Origin of the sequence: Qipengyuania algicola, assembly GCF_042492175.1 — a bacterium.
Lineage (GTDB): Bacteria > Pseudomonadota > Alphaproteobacteria > Sphingomonadales > Sphingomonadaceae > CAJXSN01.
On the sequence record NZ_CP170453.1, the window covers coordinates 1,833,626 to 1,849,498 of the forward strand.

Annotated in this window: 13 protein-coding genes, 1 pseudogene and 1 riboswitch; of the genes and pseudogenes, 7 read left to right on the top strand and 7 right to left on the bottom strand. The window is 60.4% G+C overall.

The window, feature by feature from the left end; all coding sequences use genetic code 11:
* The first annotated feature begins 1 nt into the window (after position 1).
* A complete protein-coding gene (locus ACFCW2_RS08610; RefSeq protein WP_379545680.1) occupies positions 2-1,735 on the top strand; it encodes a hypothetical protein in 1,734 nt (577 codons plus the stop codon).
* A gap of 34 nt (positions 1,736-1,769) precedes the next feature.
* Here the strand turns inward: ACFCW2_RS08610 and ACFCW2_RS08615 are convergent, their stop codons facing one another.
* Both ACFCW2_RS08615 and ACFCW2_RS08620 read right to left on the bottom strand, forming a co-directional pair.
* Positions 1,770-3,725 carry a hypothetical protein gene (locus ACFCW2_RS08615; protein ID WP_379548952.1) on the bottom strand — a complete coding sequence of 652 codons (1,956 nt, stop codon included), beginning with the start codon at positions 3,723-3,725 and terminating at the stop codon, positions 1,770-1,772.
* Positions 3,726-3,914: 189 nt separating this feature from the next.
* Positions 3,915-4,640: pseudogene (locus ACFCW2_RS08620) on the bottom strand (hypothetical protein); the annotation flags it as partial.
* A 238-nt stretch (positions 4,641-4,878) separates the two neighbouring features.
* Here ACFCW2_RS08620 and ACFCW2_RS08625 point away from each other — a divergent pair.
* From ACFCW2_RS08625 to ACFCW2_RS08635, 3 genes are all read left to right on the top strand, one after another.
* Positions 4,879-5,541 (top strand): hypothetical protein, encoded by a 663-nt coding sequence (locus ACFCW2_RS08625; RefSeq protein WP_379545681.1) that lies wholly within the window; start codon positions 4,879-4,881, stop codon positions 5,539-5,541.
* Between the two features lie 45 nt (positions 5,542-5,586).
* A riboswitch (TPP riboswitch) is annotated at positions 5,587-5,694 on the top strand.
* A 42-nt stretch (positions 5,695-5,736) separates the two neighbouring features.
* Positions 5,737-7,638, top strand: a complete 1,902-nt coding sequence (thiC, locus tag ACFCW2_RS08630; RefSeq protein WP_379545682.1) for a phosphomethylpyrimidine synthase ThiC — start codon at positions 5,737-5,739, stop codon at positions 7,636-7,638.
* A gap of 190 nt (positions 7,639-7,828) precedes the next feature.
* The gene (locus ACFCW2_RS08635) at positions 7,829-8,332 is read left to right on the top strand and encodes a hypothetical protein (RefSeq protein ID WP_379545684.1); all 504 of its coding nucleotides are present in this window, start codon (positions 7,829-7,831) and stop codon (positions 8,330-8,332) included.
* Here the strand turns inward: ACFCW2_RS08635 and ACFCW2_RS08640 are convergent.
* Positions 8,285-9,205: a hypothetical protein gene (locus ACFCW2_RS08640; protein ID WP_379545686.1), complete on the bottom strand. Its 921-nt coding sequence runs from the start codon at positions 9,203-9,205 to the stop codon at positions 8,285-8,287. The genes ACFCW2_RS08635 and ACFCW2_RS08640 overlap by 48 nt on opposite strands.
* 873 nt (positions 9,206-10,078) lie before the next feature.
* Between ACFCW2_RS08640 and ACFCW2_RS08645 the strand changes: the two genes are divergently transcribed.
* Complete coding sequence (locus ACFCW2_RS08645) at positions 10,079-10,708, top strand: hypothetical protein (protein WP_379545688.1); 630 nt, start codon at positions 10,079-10,081, stop codon at positions 10,706-10,708.
* 198 nt (positions 10,709-10,906) lie between these two features.
* Here the strand turns inward: ACFCW2_RS08645 and ACFCW2_RS08650 are convergent, their stop codons facing one another.
* The 4 genes from ACFCW2_RS08650 to ACFCW2_RS08665 all read right to left on the bottom strand — a co-directional run bounded on the left by ACFCW2_RS08650 (position 10,907) and on the right by ACFCW2_RS08665 (position 14,548).
* Entirely contained in the window at positions 10,907-12,118 is a 1,212-nt protein-coding gene (locus tag ACFCW2_RS08650; protein ID WP_379545690.1) for an FAD-binding domain-containing protein, read from the bottom strand.
* A gap of 48 nt (positions 12,119-12,166) precedes the next feature.
* Complete coding sequence (locus tag ACFCW2_RS08655) at positions 12,167-12,730, bottom strand: lipocalin family protein (protein ID WP_379545691.1); 564 nt, start codon at positions 12,728-12,730, stop codon at positions 12,167-12,169.
* 120 nt (positions 12,731-12,850) lie between these two features.
* A complete protein-coding gene (locus tag ACFCW2_RS08660) occupies positions 12,851-13,885 on the bottom strand; it encodes a DUF2853 family protein (RefSeq protein ID WP_379545693.1) in 1,035 nt (344 codons plus the stop codon).
* Positions 13,886-14,083: 198 nt separating this feature from the next.
* Positions 14,084-14,548, bottom strand: coding sequence for a YaiI/YqxD family protein (locus ACFCW2_RS08665; RefSeq protein WP_379545695.1), 465 nt, complete (start codon positions 14,546-14,548; stop codon positions 14,084-14,086).
* Positions 14,549-14,685: 137 nt separating this feature from the next.
* Between ACFCW2_RS08665 and ACFCW2_RS08670 the strand changes: the two genes are divergently transcribed.
* Entirely contained in the window at positions 14,686-15,024 is a 339-nt protein-coding gene (locus tag ACFCW2_RS08670) for an HPF/RaiA family ribosome-associated protein (protein ID WP_379545696.1), read from the top strand.
* A 135-nt stretch (positions 15,025-15,159) separates the two neighbouring features.
* Positions 15,160-15,741 carry a fasciclin domain-containing protein gene (locus ACFCW2_RS08675; RefSeq protein ID WP_379545698.1) on the top strand — a complete coding sequence of 194 codons (582 nt, stop codon included), beginning with the start codon at positions 15,160-15,162 and terminating at the stop codon, positions 15,739-15,741.
* Positions 15,742-15,873: the final 132 nt, after the last annotated feature.

A 15,873-nucleotide genomic window follows, 5' to 3' on the forward strand; every position in this document is an offset into this window, starting at 1 on the left:
GGTGACGGACGATTATGAGCAGAACCGCGCGGTTGATCTTGAGATCGTCTCCGCGTCATGGCGTTCGCTCAACGAGGCAACGAGTTACGACCGTCTGCTGGCCAGTTGGGATCGCAAGCTGGCAGCGGCGGAGGAGCGCTCTGCGAACCCTCTCGATGATGCGCTGTTCGCCCAGCTGACCGGTATTTCCGAGCGGCTCGACGATCACCTCGAATTGCGCACGCAGGACGAATTTGCCGAGGCAGTCGGTGTCTCGACAGCGCCGGCGATGGTGCTTTCGCCCGAAGGCCGCGTCGTGACATTCAACCAGGCGGCGCGCGCGTTTTTCGGCATGGAGCAGGGGTCGATGGCAGGGCGCGCGTGGCTCCGCGAGGATTCGCGCGCAGATTTCGAAGCGGTTTTCCGCGCAGGGGTGGGGGGCACAAATACCGACTATGCCATCGTCCGCATATTGGGTCCGGAGGGGCGGGAGTCTCTGGCCGAAGTCGCTGCGCTGCACAGCCGATCGCGCAATCGGATCTATACTGTGGTCCGTTCGCTCGAGCTCGATTGGAGCGTGGATGTCGGTCAGAGCCTTGCCAAAGCGTTCGGCCTGACGGCGGCCGAGGTCGATATCTGCCGGCTTGTGTTTCGCCATTCCGATCTCGACCGTGTCGCCAGCGCACGCCAGACGCAGCGCGAGACGATCCGCACCCAGCTCAAGCGCATCTTCGCCAAGACCGAAACCCGCTCGCAGCCCGAATTGATGCGGCTTCTCGGCCTCTTGTGCAGTCGGGCGGAAAGCCTGCGGGAGCGTTCGGCGCTGGGATGGTCGGACCCGCTGGGCAACGAGACGATCCTGCGCCGCAGCGACGGACGCCGGCTGGCCTATACCTGGACGGGGGCGGAGGAGGGCGAGCCCGTCCTGTTCCTGCATGGCGAGCTGCCTTATTTCGTGCAGCACGAACACATTCGCCAGCGTATTGCAGAGACCGGTCTGAAGCTGATCTGCATGTCCACACCGGGTCACGGGCACAGCGATCCGCCTGATGGCAGGGACCAGCTCGACGATGGCTGCGATGCGGTGATCGCGCTATGCGATCATCTGGGCCTGCGCGGCATACCAGCGCTCGCTTCTTACTCTGGCCAGCTATACCTCACCCGCACAGCGGCGCGGCGGCCCGACCTGTTTCGCTCGCTCCTGTGCATCGGGCTGCCGTGGAATATGCCGCAGGGGCGGTGGCGCAAGCTGACCCTGAACCAACGCACCTTCGCGCGCATCGCCCGCCTGTCGCCGGCCGTCTTCGAGCTGGTGTGTCGCATCGGTTTTCGGCTGGTGCAGCGCGAGGGCCCGGACTTTTACCTCCATCGCTCCTTTGGCGAAGCGGAGATCGATCGACGGATTGTGATGGACCCGGAGTTTCAGCCGCTCCTTCGCATCGCCTGTCGCCATCTCACCAGTCAGGGGCATAGCGCTTTCATGCGCGAACAATTAATGGTCGGCACAAATGACCCCACGACATGGCTCTCGCAGGTTCAGGTGCCGCTCCACTGGGTGATCCCGGCCGAAGCCGAGAATGTCGATGCAGAGGATTGCGCCGCTGCCCGTGCCTCAAGTCCGCGGGCCACCCTTGAGGTGGTCGAAGGCGCCGGGGAGCTGTTTCCCTATCAGCGGCCCGGTTTCTTCCTTCGCTTGCTGGAAGATCTGGCAGCTCAGGACGTCGCAGAGATCTGGCAAAGGCGGGGCCGCGCCTGAACGCAGCCCCGCCATTCTGGCCGGACCGATCCGGTCAGAAGCCGAACAGCACTGTCGCGCGGGTGCCGATATCGCCATCCGCCGTATTGCCGCTGACGCCTGCGGACAGGTAGACATCGTCGGCGATTTGCCCTGTCAGGGAGCCGGCAAGAGCCTGCTCCCCGCGATAGTTTGCCACCGACATTGAGAGAGAGATCGCCTTGCCCGGCGCGATGGCGGGTCCGCCCATGGCCATGGCGGCAGCGATGCCGCCGCGCGTGCGTTCGTCGAGATCGGTTAGGCGGAAGTCGAGATCGGCCACGCGCCCTTCGAGCAGGCCGACCCGGCCCGACAGGCCGTCGAACTGCGCCTCTGTCACCGCCGCGATATGGTCGATGGAGGTTTGCACCGCGCGGACCGAATTGGCCGTGGCAACCGCCTGACGGCCCAGCGTGCCGTTGGCGTCGATTGTCACGGCATCGACCGGGCCGACTTGCGCAGCGGTGCTGGCGTCAATCCCGGCCACAACCACCGACGTGCCTCCATTGCCAAGAACCAGCTGATTGTCCGCTGTAGTCTGTGCTCCGCTGCCAATCGCTGTCGATCCGTCGTGGATCGCCTGCGCTGAATTGCCCACTGCCGTTGAGCTGACACCTGTCGCCTGAGTATCGATACCGATAGCCGTCGCCCGCGCGGCCCCGGCATTTGTTCGGGCCCCGAAAGCGCTCGATAGATTACCCGTAGCCTGCGCAGCCTGACCTGTGGCCGAGGCCAGCGTGCCCCCGGCGACCGCGCTGCGCCCGATGGCCTGCGATCCGCTCCCGCTCGCCTGCGAGAGAGAGCCAATCGCAATGGCGTTCTGTCCGGTTGCGCTGGAGCGCGCGCCAATGGCGGTCGCGAGGTCGGAGCCGACAACAGCAGCATTGCCGATCGCAGTGGCCTGTTCGAAATTGACTGTCACGCCTTGCCCGACTGCAGTCGCGCCCAGAGCATTCGCCCGCGAACGCGCGCCGATAGCCGTGCCGGCACTGCCGCCCGCCCGCGCATCCTGACCGATGGCGACACTGACATTGCCGCTCGCCACACTGGACGTGCCGAGCGCGGTCGCATTGCCGCCGCTGGCATTGGCATCACCGCCGAGCGCAACTGTGCCGGGGCGCGAGGCGTTTGCACCCGAATTGTCCCCGTTCACATCGCCGCCGATAGCGATGCCGGAATCGCCGCTGACGCTGGCATAGCTTCCCAATGCAACGCCATTGGTGTTGGAGGTCGCGGCGTTGGGACCGATGGCGACGCTGCGTTCGCCAATGCTGTCCGCATTCTGGCCGACCGCGAGTGATGAAGCGCCAATGGCATTTGCAACGGAGCCCAGCGCTGTAGTCCCAAAGGCAACAGCACGCGCGCTTTCGCCTAAAGCTGTTGAACCGATGCCGCTGGCTTCGGTGTTTACACCAATTGCATGGGCATTGGTCTCACTGGCCACGGCATTGAACCCTACCGCAACCGCGCTGGTAGTCGCCTGCGCGCTGGCTCCGATAGCCGTGCTGTTTGGACCGCCGGCAGAGCTTGCGGAGCCAACAGCAACCGAGAATTGGGTGGCGAAACTGCCATTGCCAAATGCTGCAGAAGCCGCAGTCGCAGTGGCGGTCGTGCCGATGGCGGTCGAGCCTGTATTGGCCGTCGATTGCAGGCCGATGGCGATGGTTTCGTCGCCTAGGGCGCGGCTTTGCTGACCGATGGCAATCGCATTGTTGCCGGTGGCGCTGGCTGCCGTGCCCGTTGAATTGATGGAGACATAGTCTGACCCGGCTGAGGATATACCACCAATTGCTGCGTTGAGCTGGGCGACATTGACGGCGTCGAAGTCGTTTACGCCTGCCGCGACATTGACGATGCGGCGCTTCAGGCTGGCATTGCCTACCGAAACAGTATCGGCCTGAGTCGCTCGAGAGCCGGACCCGATTGCAACAGCGCCTACCGCTGTCGACGCTACAAACGAGTTGGCTCCCAATGCCGACGAATTTCTTGCCTCGGCGCTTGCGCCCGCCCCTGCGGCTAGCCCATACTCGGCAAGGGCTTGAGACGTCATGCCTAACACAGCAGAAAAATCGCCCGTTGCCTTGGAAAAGCGCCCGATACCTACACCTTCGGCTCCAGATGCTTCGGATCTGGTTCCGATTGCAATTGCGCTACCACCGGATGCAATTGCGCCGTTGCCGATTGCAGTTGCGCTTGTAGCGCTCGAACTCGCTTCAAAGCCAAGCGCTATTCCACGGTTACCCTGCGCTTCACTGTTTTGACCAATCGCGATTGTTTGATCACCTAAAGCATCTGCGGAGAAGCCGACAGCGAGAGAAACGAACCCTGGTGCATCTGCTTCAGGACCAATTGCAATTGCCAATCCTCCGTTTGCCCGTGCGTTGCCTGCATCGCCTTCGACCCTGAAATAGTTGGCTGTGCCATCGATTGCCGAAATCGCGGCGTTCAGCTGCCCAACATTCACAGCATCTGAGTCCTGAACACCCGCGCGGACCCATACTATTCGCCTCAAATTTCCAAAAGAGCCCACACCGATGGTATTGGCCTGATCGGCAACAGAATTATTCCCGAGTGCAACGGAATTTTCACCTTGGGCGACAGCTCCGAACCCGATTGCCACTGATTCTGATGAAGCGAGGGTCTGATTTCCAATCGCCGTGCTTACAAAATCTGCGGTCGCACCATTGCCAATCGCAGTAGAATCTTGACCTTGCGCTGAAGAGTTAACCCCGCACTCCAATCCATCATCGGCAGTTCCCACCGTGCCATCTGGTCCGGCGCTCACATTGCAAGGAGCCGTTGCATCCGCCCAAGCAGGAGTGGTCATCAGAACCATCGCCGTCGTGGTAAGAAGTGTTGCGGTCGCCGAGCGAGTAAAATGTGTCATAATTCAGTGCCCTTCTATTTCAGAGCCCCTGTGACTCTGTTCTGTAGGATCAGCTATTCATGCCACGACAACTATTGCAACAGCTTGGCGGCGGCCTGCGTCAATTCCGGTCGTACGAGGGCCCAAGCCGCCCGTCGGCCAGAATGGCGCACCGGTCGCCTGGGGAGGGGCGCTGGGCGATTGGTGCTGGCATCATGCGGTCAGTTTGCGGTTGGTCACTGGCTTTCGGGAGAAGCCAATGACCATGAATACTCAATCCGCACGCGTGCCAGCGATTGTTGCAACCGCGCTGATCGCGACGATCATTCTGCAAATTCTCTACATGGCCTTGCTGGGCGGGCCGCAGCCAGCCGATCCGTCGGTGGGCATGACCAATGCCGATATCGCGCGCTATTTCACCGAGCGCTGGGGCGAGGTTGCCCTTGTCTGGACGCTGGAGGCGGTCGCCTTTGTGATTATCGCGCTCGGCGGTCTGGCGCAGCTGCGTTCGAGTAACCAGCCTCTCGGCTGGGGAGCGCTGGCCCTGTTCGGCGTGTTCAATCTGGTGCAGATCGGTATCGGCCTGGCGTTGTTCAAACCGGTGGCGCTGGCGGGCGAGGAGGCCACCTGGATGTTCTGGGCCATCGTCGGCGGCGCCTTCGCCTTTTACTTCATCGCCAAGATTTTCATCGGACTGGCCGCGCTCGTGTTTGGGCTGGCTCTGATGGCCCGTGGTGGCGGCACAGCGGCACGGACAGCCGGGGGCTTGGCAATGTTTGCCGGGCTGGCTGCGACGATTGCCAATATCGGCGCGCTGGGCACGGGGATGGGCTGGCTGATGCCTGCCGGGGCGACGGGCACTTTGGCTGCCCTGATGGTCGCCCTGTCGCTTGCGGTTCTGAGACGAAGCGAGGCTGCGTGAGGGGGCCATGCGCCTTTACGCTGCGTGGATGATGCCCTATCACTCTGCACATCCCCGGGGAGCGTGCGCGCGCTGAGAGGGAGGGCTCGCATCCTCCGACCCGTCGAACCTGAACCGATTAACATCGGCGGAGGGAGCGGGCTGGCCATCTCGCCGGAGAACCGTTTCCCCTCCCGCCCATGAGGAGAAACGCAAATGGCCGACATTAATTCCCCGCTAGAAATCGGCGTCACCACCGGGCCTATTCGTGGCAGTCGCAAGGTCCATGTGGGCGCGCGCACCGGCAGCGGCGTGCGGGTTGCCATGCGCGAGATCGACCTCGAGGGCGACGAGCCCTCGCTGCGGGTCTACGACACCTCCGGCCCCTATACGGACACCAACGCCACCATCGACATTCAGGCGGGCCTCCCGCAGCTGCGGCGCGACTGGATCATGCAGCGCGGCGATGTCGAGGAATATGACGCGCGAGAGATCAAGCCAGAGGATAACGGCCAGCTCGGTCCTGATCGCAGCGGCGGCGTGCCCCCGTTTCCACACCCGGTGAAGCGCCCCTTGCGCGCCAAGGCAGGGGCGAACGTCACCCAGATGCACTATGCCCGCCAAGGCATCATCACGCCGGAAATGGAATATGTGGCGGAGCGCGAGAACCTTGGCCGCGAAATGGCGCGCGAGACCATTGCTGCCAACCGCGAAGGCACACAGGATTTCGGCGCGGCTATCCCGGAACTGATCACGCCCGAATTCGTCCGCGAAGAAATCGCGCGCGGGCGGGCGATCATCCCCAACAACATCAACCACCCGGAAAGCGAACCGATGGCCATCGGGCGCAATTTCCTGGTCAAGATCAACGCCAATATCGGCAACAGCGCGGTGGCATCGGATGTCGCCAATGAAGTCGACAAGATGGTCTGGTCGATCCGCTGGGGGGCGGACACGGTGATGGACCTCAGCACGGGTCGCAACATTCACGACACCCGCGAATGGATCATCCGCAACAGCCCCGTGCCCATCGGCACCGTGCCGATCTATCAGGCGCTGGAGAAGGTCGGCGGCGTCGCCGAAGACCTCAACTGGGAGATCTTCCGCGACACGCTGATCGAGCAGGCGGAGCAGGGCGTCGACTACTTCACGATCCACGCCGGCGTGCGCCTGCCTTACGTGCCGATGGCCGCCAACCGTGTCACCGGCATCGTGTCGCGGGGCGGCTCCATCATGGCGAAATGGTGCCTCGCGCATCACAAGGAAAGCTTCCTCTACGAGCATTTCGACGAGATCACCGAGATAATGAAGGCGTATGACATCGCCTACTCGCTGGGCGACGGCCTTCGCCCCGGCTCCATCGCGGATGCCAATGACGAGGCGCAGTTTGCCGAGCTCTACACGCTGGGCGAGCTGACCCACCGCGCATGGAAATCCGACGTGCAGGTGATGATCGAAGGGCCGGGCCACGTGCCCATGCACAAGATCAAGGAGAACATGGACAAGCAGCTGGAGGTATGCGGCGAAGCGCCGTTCTACACATTGGGGCCCCTCGTCACCGATATCGCGCCGGGATACGACCACATCACCAGCGGCATCGGCGCGGCGCAGATCGGCTGGTACGGCACCGCGATGCTTTGCTACGTCACGCCGAAGGAGCACCTCGGCCTGCCCGACCGGGACGATGTGAAGGTCGGCGTGGTGACGTACAAACTGGCCGCCCACGCCGCCGATCTGGCGAAGGGCCACCCGGCCGCCAAGGTGCGCGACGACGCGCTGTCAAAGGCCCGCTTCGAGTTCCGCTGGCGCGACCAGTTCAACCTGTCGCTCGATCCCGAAACGGCAGAGGACTACCACGACCAGACCCTCCCCGCAGAAGGCGCCAAGACCGCCCACTTCTGCTCCATGTGCGGCCCGAAATTCTGCAGCATGAAGATCAGCCAGGAAGTGCGGGATTTTGCCAGCAAGCAGAACCAGGGCGCCGACAGCTTCCTCGCCAGCGCCCAAGCCGGCAGCGACGCCGCCGAAGCGAGCCGCCAGGCCGCGCTGGAGGGGATGAAGGAAATGAGCCGGGTCTATAAGGAGAAGGGCGAGAAGCTGTATTTGCCGGAGGAGTGAAGATCGCACCGGAGCAATCAAAAATATCGATCTCACATAAAGCAGAATGAAAGAATAATACGAATTGAGGGGGATTTTTGTGAGAAGATCATTTTTGCTAATATGTATTTTTTCAATATTGCTGATAGCGGCTCTAATATTCTCTATATTAATCTTCATAGAGGCTGAGAGAATTAATAACATAGAGGCTGTGTCAAACGTATTTAGCGGCGGGCTTTCCGGATTGGCTATCTTGTGGTTGGCTTATGCAACTCATGTTCAAAGAAGGGAGTTGGCGATAAACTCGAATGCACTTCAGGCCGCACTAACAGAAAACTTTGTAAAAGAGTTGGTTTCTTCTCTAGAACTTGATGCTTCATACATCGTATCAATTTATATCAAAAAGACAAAAGATAAGTTTAGGATAGGCAATAATTTGCCAAATCTTCATTTCATTGTTTCTTCATTCGACTTTCGTTCTTGGCTGGAGGGTGTCGATTTCGAGCAGAATCAGGCAATGGCGATGACGATTCAAGATATGAAAGATCGTCTTGCTCGATATGAGAGTATTCTAAAGAAGCACAAAAAAAAGTATAAGTATAACCTTGATTCTCCTGACCTGACGCTAGCTTATGGTGCGATCGGTCTGTTGGACGTCCTAACTAAATCAAAATTCGAGAGACTTTTTAATTTCGGCGATTCTCGCATTTCCTGAAAGGGTGTACGGGGCCAACAGGTCGTCGTCCAAAGTCAAGTCGGAGTTTTCTAGGAGGCTGATAGCGGCGACTCTCGTGCTCTCAGCATCAGCTCTGAAGCGATCTCGTAAGCCGTCGATTGTTGTAATTGAGCCTTCTTCTGTGGCCTCAACAGAGCGTATTTTTTGGTGTGACTCTGATAAAGTACTCTTACTGTAATCCGCATAGACGGGGCGGACATATTTATTATAGATTCGGTCGATTTCTTCTCGTTCAGTAAAAGGGATTTGTGATGTCTCATTGTAATGCGAAACTCTCTTTAGGCACTCTCCTATTTCCCTTGCTCCCATTTTAAGAAAAATCGTCGCCTCATCTTTTACGTAACCCTCTGATGGTGTGCGCAAAAGTGAATAAAGCCAAATTCCGGGCACAATTGGACTTCTTAGATAAGTGCCAGGATTTTCAATGGCCCGCGCTGGCTTTGCGCCGCAAACATGATCAATTTCGAAGCTTGGGTTGGAATGGCTTACTTGCGCACTTGCAGCGTTCCAGCAATCCACACGATAATGAAATATTTTATCGTTAAAGTTTCGTAAATCGCTGCCACTCCGTTGTCCGTACATTTTATCGAAAGCAATGTCGTACTTCATTTTGAAGTCATCAGATTGAAAAATTTCTATATCGACCTGACGATTCAATTGACTAATAATCCCCGACTTGAGCATTGAAACGAATTGAGTTAGATTTTCAGCGTTTCGTGCGATCTTTAATTTCAATAATGCTGGTATTGGGTCCCAGCTTTTTGGATAGCCATCAGAATCATCGCGGAGAAAATGTCCGCGAAGTTGTGAAGTAATTTTCTCTACCTCACTTCGAGACTCGGACACTGCCAAGCACCGATCTGCTCGATGGACGAGTTGATCAAGCAGTTCCAACAGGCTCGGAATGGACATTGTGGGTACGAAATCTATCGAATTTCGGTACATTGGAAGTAATGTGAATATATTTCGCCCTACAGAATCATAATGACTCTTGCTTTCACGTACTGTTGAAAAAACGAACGGATGGAGTACGCTAAAATCAAACGTATATAGGATCTTATGGTCATTGTGGGATGCCATATCGCCCAAAATTTGAAGGAATCCATTTTCATAACCGCGCATCATCGATGTTACGCGATCTAGTTGGGCAAGGCTTTTTCGGCTCACAGATACCCTCCGTGCGTTAAAGGCAAAAAAGATTTCGCATTACGTTTCGGTTTGGTCAATCGAATAAGGCTCCGCCAGTTCGGAGCGGATATGGCAGAAATTCTAAATATGCCTTGGCGGCTTATGGCTCCGCTGTCGCATAATTAATGAATTGATCCGCTGCTTCGTGCGCCCAGCGAGACTTTGTCGAAGAGCGTGGCTCTTTCGCGGCGCGAGCAAAAGTTTGACGTCAGTCGAATCATAGATACGAGTCAATACGAGTAATATCCTCGCTTTATAAATATTGGAGATGATGACTTGGAGATTGATTGATCATCATTGGCCGCTCCCATTTGTCTTTGATAACGTAGAAGGTCGTATTCCTAGAACGTGAATGAGAAAGATTTAGCTCCATATCTAAGTTGGGCTACTTCGCATCCCTTTGCATCAAATTTGGGCCCTCCGTTAAGGGAAGGGAGTTTTGTGGCTCTTTGCCGGTAGGGCAGTTCCCCGTTGCCCTTGCCCGTCCGCAAAAATTCCGCTGTCCTACATGCCCCCATCTGTGCCTTATCCTGCCGGATGACACACGCACCTGAAACACCCGGCCCGAACTCCACCCCACACGCCACTCCGCAAACCACCACCATCCCGCATGTCGAGCCGGAAGACCGCTGGACCAAGCGCAAGATGGCGGCTTTTCTGCGCGAATTGGCCTCTTGTCAGCAGGTTAAGGCCGCCGCCCGGGCGGTCGGGATGAGCCGGCAGTCGGCCTATCGCCTGCGCAATCGCCTGAAAGGAGAGCCGTTCGATATCGCGTGGGAAGCGGCCTTCCAGCATGGCTATGACGCGCTGCATCAGGCCGCGTTGGAGCGCGCTTTGCACGGGGTGGAGGAGCCGGTGTTTCATGGCGGCGAGCAGGTCGGCACGCGGCGGCGGTTTGACGAGCGGCTGACAATTTACCTCCTTTCGCGCCGCAATGCGCAAGGGGCGCAGCGGCTGGGCCGCTATGGTGCGGCGGCGGAGTTCTGGTCCGACCGGTGGGAGCGGATGCTCCAGCAGGTCGAGCACGGGCCGGTGGTATGGCAGGATGATGATGGCCAGCGCCTGCGGGGCGATGACGAGAAGCTGGTCGACCAGTTCGTGATCCGCCATTCGCTCGATGATCGCGAAGGGGGCTCAGAGCCCGATTTCGTGAGAGGAAGGCGTTAGGAGGCGTAAGAGAGGGAAGGCGAAAATTTGCGCCTTTTTTGGCCAGGTGTCACCCGGCAAAATGCGCACTTACGGATGTCGTAAGTATTTTCAGAGAGTTGGAGCGGCGGAGTATTCGCGGAATGGCGGGCGACACGGGGGTGACACGTGTCACCCGCGTGACCCGCATTCAGGGTTGTGGGGGAGGCACGTGCCCCTTCAGCCGGGCAGGCCGACCTCGCCCATCACTGCGGCGATCTGCTTTTTCACGCCGAAGAATCCGGCCTTGGCGTGGGGCCATGCGGCGCGGTCGAGATCGCCGAGCAGGGGGAGGAGTGTGATGCTATCCGGCAGGGAGTCGAGTTCGCCTTGTAGGGCGTCGCGGGTCCATCCCGTCGGCAGGTAAGGGCAGGCGAGGGTGGTGATGCGGCGCTCTGCCAGCAGGGATTGCAGCGGGGTGTCGCGGGTCCACTCGGCCACGTCACAGCCAAAGGTTTCGCCCGCCTCTCTGGCCCCGTTCGCCACGGCTTGCTGCGCGAATTGGCGGGCATGGTCTCCGCAGGGCAGGGGGCTGCGGGCGTCGGGGCGGGCGGCGGCGATAACGAGGGCTGGCGGGGTGGGAAGGTCCAGCGGAACATGGCTCGCCGCCTCGTCATGCAAGAGGAGGGCATAGGGCGCTTGCGGCGTTGCAGGGTCTGGCAGATCGAGCGGCTGGCGGCCGTGCTCTTGGGCCTCGGTCAGCGCCTCGGCTTCGTCGGCCAGTCCTTCGGCCTCCAGCGGACCTTCAGGGTGATCGGCGGTGTAGCGCGCGATGTTACCGGGCCGGGCGAGATAGGTCTTGCCCTTGGTATGCAGCCCCGCGACCCAGCGCCAGCTGAGCGTGTTGGACGCTGCATCGCCGTCCATCAGGTGGCGGAGGAAGAAGTCGGCGCCCAGATGCCAGTCGAGCTTGAGAGTGAAGATCCAGATGCTGGCGAACCACATGCGGGCATGGTTGTGGAGATAGCCCGTCTCCACCAGCTCGCGGGCCCAGGTATCGAACGCTACGATGCCGGTGCGCCCCTCGGTCGCTTGCTCGTAGGCGGTGCGCAGGCCGGCGTTGCTGTCGATGGCGGCGAGGGCAGCATCGCGCCCTTCGGTGTAGCTGCTCCAGACCGATGGCCGCTGTTCGAGATAGCCCTTGAAGTAGACGCGCCAGAAAACCTCGCTGATGAATTTCTCGGCGCTGCGGGCGGAATGGGCATCCAGCGTCGCGGCGAGCACCTCGTGCTCCGACAGCAGGCCGGCATGCAGCCACGGGGAGAGCTGCGAGACATTGGTGCGGCCGGGCCCGTTATCGTGATTGCGGGTATCGGCATAGCGCCGCCCTGCGTCGGGGAGAAAGTCGCTCAGATGCTGCAGAGCAGCGCTGCGGGTCGGGGTCCATTGCATGCAGGCCAGAACCGGCGCGGGGTGGCAAGGTTCCGGAGGGCAGTGTGCTTACTCGTGCCTTGTTCGCCGGACCAGCGACCAGTCGTAGCCCAGTTCTCGGACGCGGGCTTCGAGTGCGGATTGCAGCGCTGGGGCGGGCTGCGCCTCACGGGTCAGGATCCACAGATATCGCCCGCTCGGCTCGCCCACGATGGACCAGGGATAGAGGCCATCCGCCTCCGCCTCTCCGCGATCGAGCACCCAGTAATCGCCGTAGAAAGGCCCGAAGAAGCTGACCTTCAACTTAGCCCCGTCCGACCCTTCGACGATCTTCGCCTTGCCGGTCGACTGGCGCAATTTGCCATCGACGCTGCCTTCGCGGCAGGTGTTGACGACGCGTATCTTGCCATCATCGCGCAGGGAGTAATCGGCGGTGACAGCCTCGCAGCCCTCCTGAAACGGAGCTTCGTAGCGCGCCTGTTCGTACCACCGGCCCAGATACGGCGTGAGTGCAACGGCGCGGGCGGGCTCGGGCACAGCGGCATTGCCCACCGGGCCGGGGCTGCCGACACAGGCGGGCAGGGCCAGCGCGGCGGCGACGAGGAATGCGTAAAGCAGGAGGGAATGTTTCATGGTCAAGCTCTTTCACCCGCATCCTGTCCAGCGGCTGAAGCAGGGCGCAGCGCGGGCAATTGGCGGCGGGGAGCGGGAGTTTTGGACCGCTCCCTGCCGCACAAGCAAGGGAGGTGCCGATCAGCCCTCGACGATCGTCACCTCGACCCGGCGCGCTTCGGCGGGGGTCATGTCGGTGGTGGTCGCATCGTCGGGCTTGACCAGCTCGGTGCGTGCCTCCTCGACGCCCGCTGCCACCAGAGCCGCCTGCACATTCTGCGCGCGGTTCTTGGACAGTTCTGCGTTGAGTTCGGCATTGCCCGACGGATCGTTATAGCCCGATATGGCCAGCGTGGCTTCCGGATTGGCTTCCAGATAGGCCATCACTTCCGCCGAAGCGGCGGCGAAATCGGGCGTGACCTCGGCAGCGCCGGTGTCGAAATACACCGTCAGCATGGGCTTCTCGTCCCGCTGGGCGGAGACGACGCCAGAGCCTTCGGGAACGGCCTCTACCGGAGCAGGAGTGGGGGCCGGGGCAGGGGCAGTCGCCGGGGCTGGCACTGCTATGGGTGTTTCCTCTTCCTCGCCCGGGAACAGCCAGCCGCTGGCGAAAGCGGCGAAGGCGAATCCGGCGAGAATAACGGCTAGAGCGAGACAGCCGAAGCCGATCAGATCGAAGTCGTCATCCTGCCCGCCTCTACTGGAGCCACCGCCACCGGAACCGCCCTTGGGTGGTACCGGAGTCCCGGAGGCCTCAGCCGGGGCCGCCGCAGCGGGCGTGGACATCGCGGCGCGTGGCGCTGCCGTGGTCGCAGCAGCAACCGCAGCCACAGGCGCAGCCGTGCCGCGCTTTGTCCCGCCGAACAGATCGAGGAGGTCGAAATGCTGGGCGAGCAAATAGTAGACGGTGACGCGGTTCTTCGTGCGATCGGCCTTCATCCGTTCGCCGACACCCGCAATGGCGGCATCCAGCGTGGCATCGTCGTCGGTCAGCGCCAGCTTTTTCTTGAGGAAGCTCTCGCGGACGCGGCCGGTTTCTGCGCGGTCGGAGAAAGCGACCAGCGAGGCGTCCTTGCTGCGAAGCGCGATGCCGCAATGATTGACGATCTTCTTGACGACAATCTCGTCCGCATCGGAATCGTATTTCCGTACATCGACAAGCCAGTCTTCAGCCACAGTGCTTCTCCCCATCATGCGCCCGAGGCGCGTCCCATCGCACTGGCTCGCCCTGCGGTATTGCCGAAATGGAGTCGCAACCAGCGGCGGCAGTGTAATCGTGACGGGCCGAATGACAAGTGCAGCATACAATACCGACTGTAAGGCTAGCATTACAGAAAGGCGGCGACCGACCTTCCCTGACTGGATCAGCTTTGCTCAGCGGGAGCGCTGCATGGCCACCATTGCGCGGTCGAGCGACTGGAGGAAATTCGATCGGTCGGCCTTGGAAAAGGGCGGCGGGCCGCCTCCTACTCCGTCCATCCCGGCGCGCAGATCTTCCATGATAGCGCGGGTGGCCAGCGCGGTGCCAATGCTCGCGGCGTCGAATGGCTTGCCATCGTGTCGCAGCACCGTGGCGCCGGCCTTCAGGCAGCGATCGGCCAGCGGAATATCGGCCGTGATGACTATGCATGCGGGCGAGGCATTGTCGGCGATCCAGTCATCGGCGGCATCGAAACTGTCATCGACCACGATGCGCTTTATCCGCGGATGATCGGGAATGCGGAAGGGAGAATTGCTCACCACGCGCACCTCGGCCTGAAAGCGCTGGGCGACGCGGTAAATTTCCTCCTTCACCGGGCAGGCATCGGCGTCGATCAGAATGGTGATGGGTGCGCTCATGCGAAGGGGCATAGGGCAATATCGGTGCCGGAGGGAGAGGGTTACGCCGCAAATACGATGACAGATTGGTACGATTGTCGGGCACCAATTGCGGCCTCGAATGTTACATGATTACATGCAATCACGGAGAGACAACAATGCAAATTCAGTTCAATTCCGACAGCAGTGTGATGGGCACCGAAAATGTCGCCGAGCGGATCGAAAACCAGCTGCGCACGCGCCTTGGCCGTTTTGAAGACAGGCTGACCCGTCTGGAAGTGCATGTCCGCGACGAGAACGGTGCGAAGGGCGGAGCGGACGACAAGGTCTGCATGCTGGAAGCACGGGTGCGCGGCGGTTCGCCGGTCAGCGTCACGGCCAAGGCAGGCGACGTCGATGCGGCGGCTCGCAGTGCGGGGACCAAGCTTGCCAAGCTGCTTGACCGGCATTTCGGCAAGGCATCGCGCCCCGCTCCGAAACCCGATCCGGTGGAATAACAAGCCACTACCTCTTTTAGGCCACATTCCTGCCTTTTTTGGAACATCCAGGCGGCGGCTCCGTTCGTAACTGTAACAGGCTGGCCACTCGGGCCGCCCGAACAGACTAAAATCCTTCAACCAAGGAATACGATTATGAAGACCCTCAATCTCGCCCTCGCCACGGCAGCCTCCATCGCACTGGTCGCTTGCGGCGCACCCGCCGAAGACACCGATGCAGTCGCAATGGATGACACCGCCGCTGACACCATGGCCAATGGGGATGCAGCAGCCGGCACGATTGTCGAAGTCGCGCAGGGCAACGAAGATTTCTCCACGCTGGTAGCAGCCGTCACGGCCGCCGGTCTGGGTGAAACGCTTTCGGGCGAAGGCCCGTTCACGGTGTTCGCACCGGCCAATGCAGCATTTGAGAAGCTGCCCGACGGCACGGTCGAAACGCTGACCACCGATGAAACCGAGAAGCTCGGTTCGATCCTGACCTATCACGTGGTCGAAGGTTCGGTGGATGCGGCCACGCTGACCGCAGCGATCACCGAAGCAGGTGAAGAAGGCTACACCATCACCACGGTCAATGGCGGCACGCTGACCGCAACTGCAGCGGATGGCACTGTCACGCTGACCGATGCAACCGGCGGAACGGCAACCGTAACCGCAACCGATGTGGCGGCCTCGAATGGCCTGATCCACGTGATCGATACGGTCCTGATGCCCGAGTAATCGGCATTCGATCCCAGAATAGTGAAGGCGGGTCATCCGAAAGGGTGGCCCGCCTTTTTGGCTGACAACAGCATTTGCTAGGCAAAACGGCCCGTCGTCGCTATATACACCCCAGCTGACGTCGAAATATGC

What these genes read in the sequence shown, in the direction of transcription:
- ACFCW2_RS08625 (WP_379545681.1), top strand. Translation starts at nt 4,879, where the DNA reads ATGACCATGAATACTCAATCCGCACGCGTGCCAGCGATTGTTGCAACC.
- thiC (WP_379545682.1), top strand. Translation starts at nt 5,737, where the DNA reads ATGGCCGACATTAATTCCCCGCTAGAAATCGGCGTCACCACCGGGCCT.
- ACFCW2_RS08645 (WP_379545688.1), top strand. Translation starts at nt 10,079, where the DNA reads ATGACACACGCACCTGAAACACCCGGCCCGAACTCCACCCCACACGCC.
- ACFCW2_RS08650 (WP_379545690.1), bottom strand. Translation starts at nt 12,118, where the DNA reads ATGCAATGGACCCCGACCCGCAGCGCTGCTCTGCAGCATCTGAGCGAC.
- ACFCW2_RS08655 (WP_379545691.1), bottom strand. Translation starts at nt 12,730, where the DNA reads ATGAAACATTCCCTCCTGCTTTACGCATTCCTCGTCGCCGCCGCGCTG.
- ACFCW2_RS08665 (WP_379545695.1), bottom strand. Translation starts at nt 14,548, where the DNA reads ATGAGCGCACCCATCACCATTCTGATCGACGCCGATGCCTGCCCGGTG.
- ACFCW2_RS08670 (WP_379545696.1), top strand. Translation starts at nt 14,686, where the DNA reads ATGCAAATTCAGTTCAATTCCGACAGCAGTGTGATGGGCACCGAAAAT.
- ACFCW2_RS08675 (WP_379545698.1), top strand. Translation starts at nt 15,160, where the DNA reads ATGAAGACCCTCAATCTCGCCCTCGCCACGGCAGCCTCCATCGCACTG.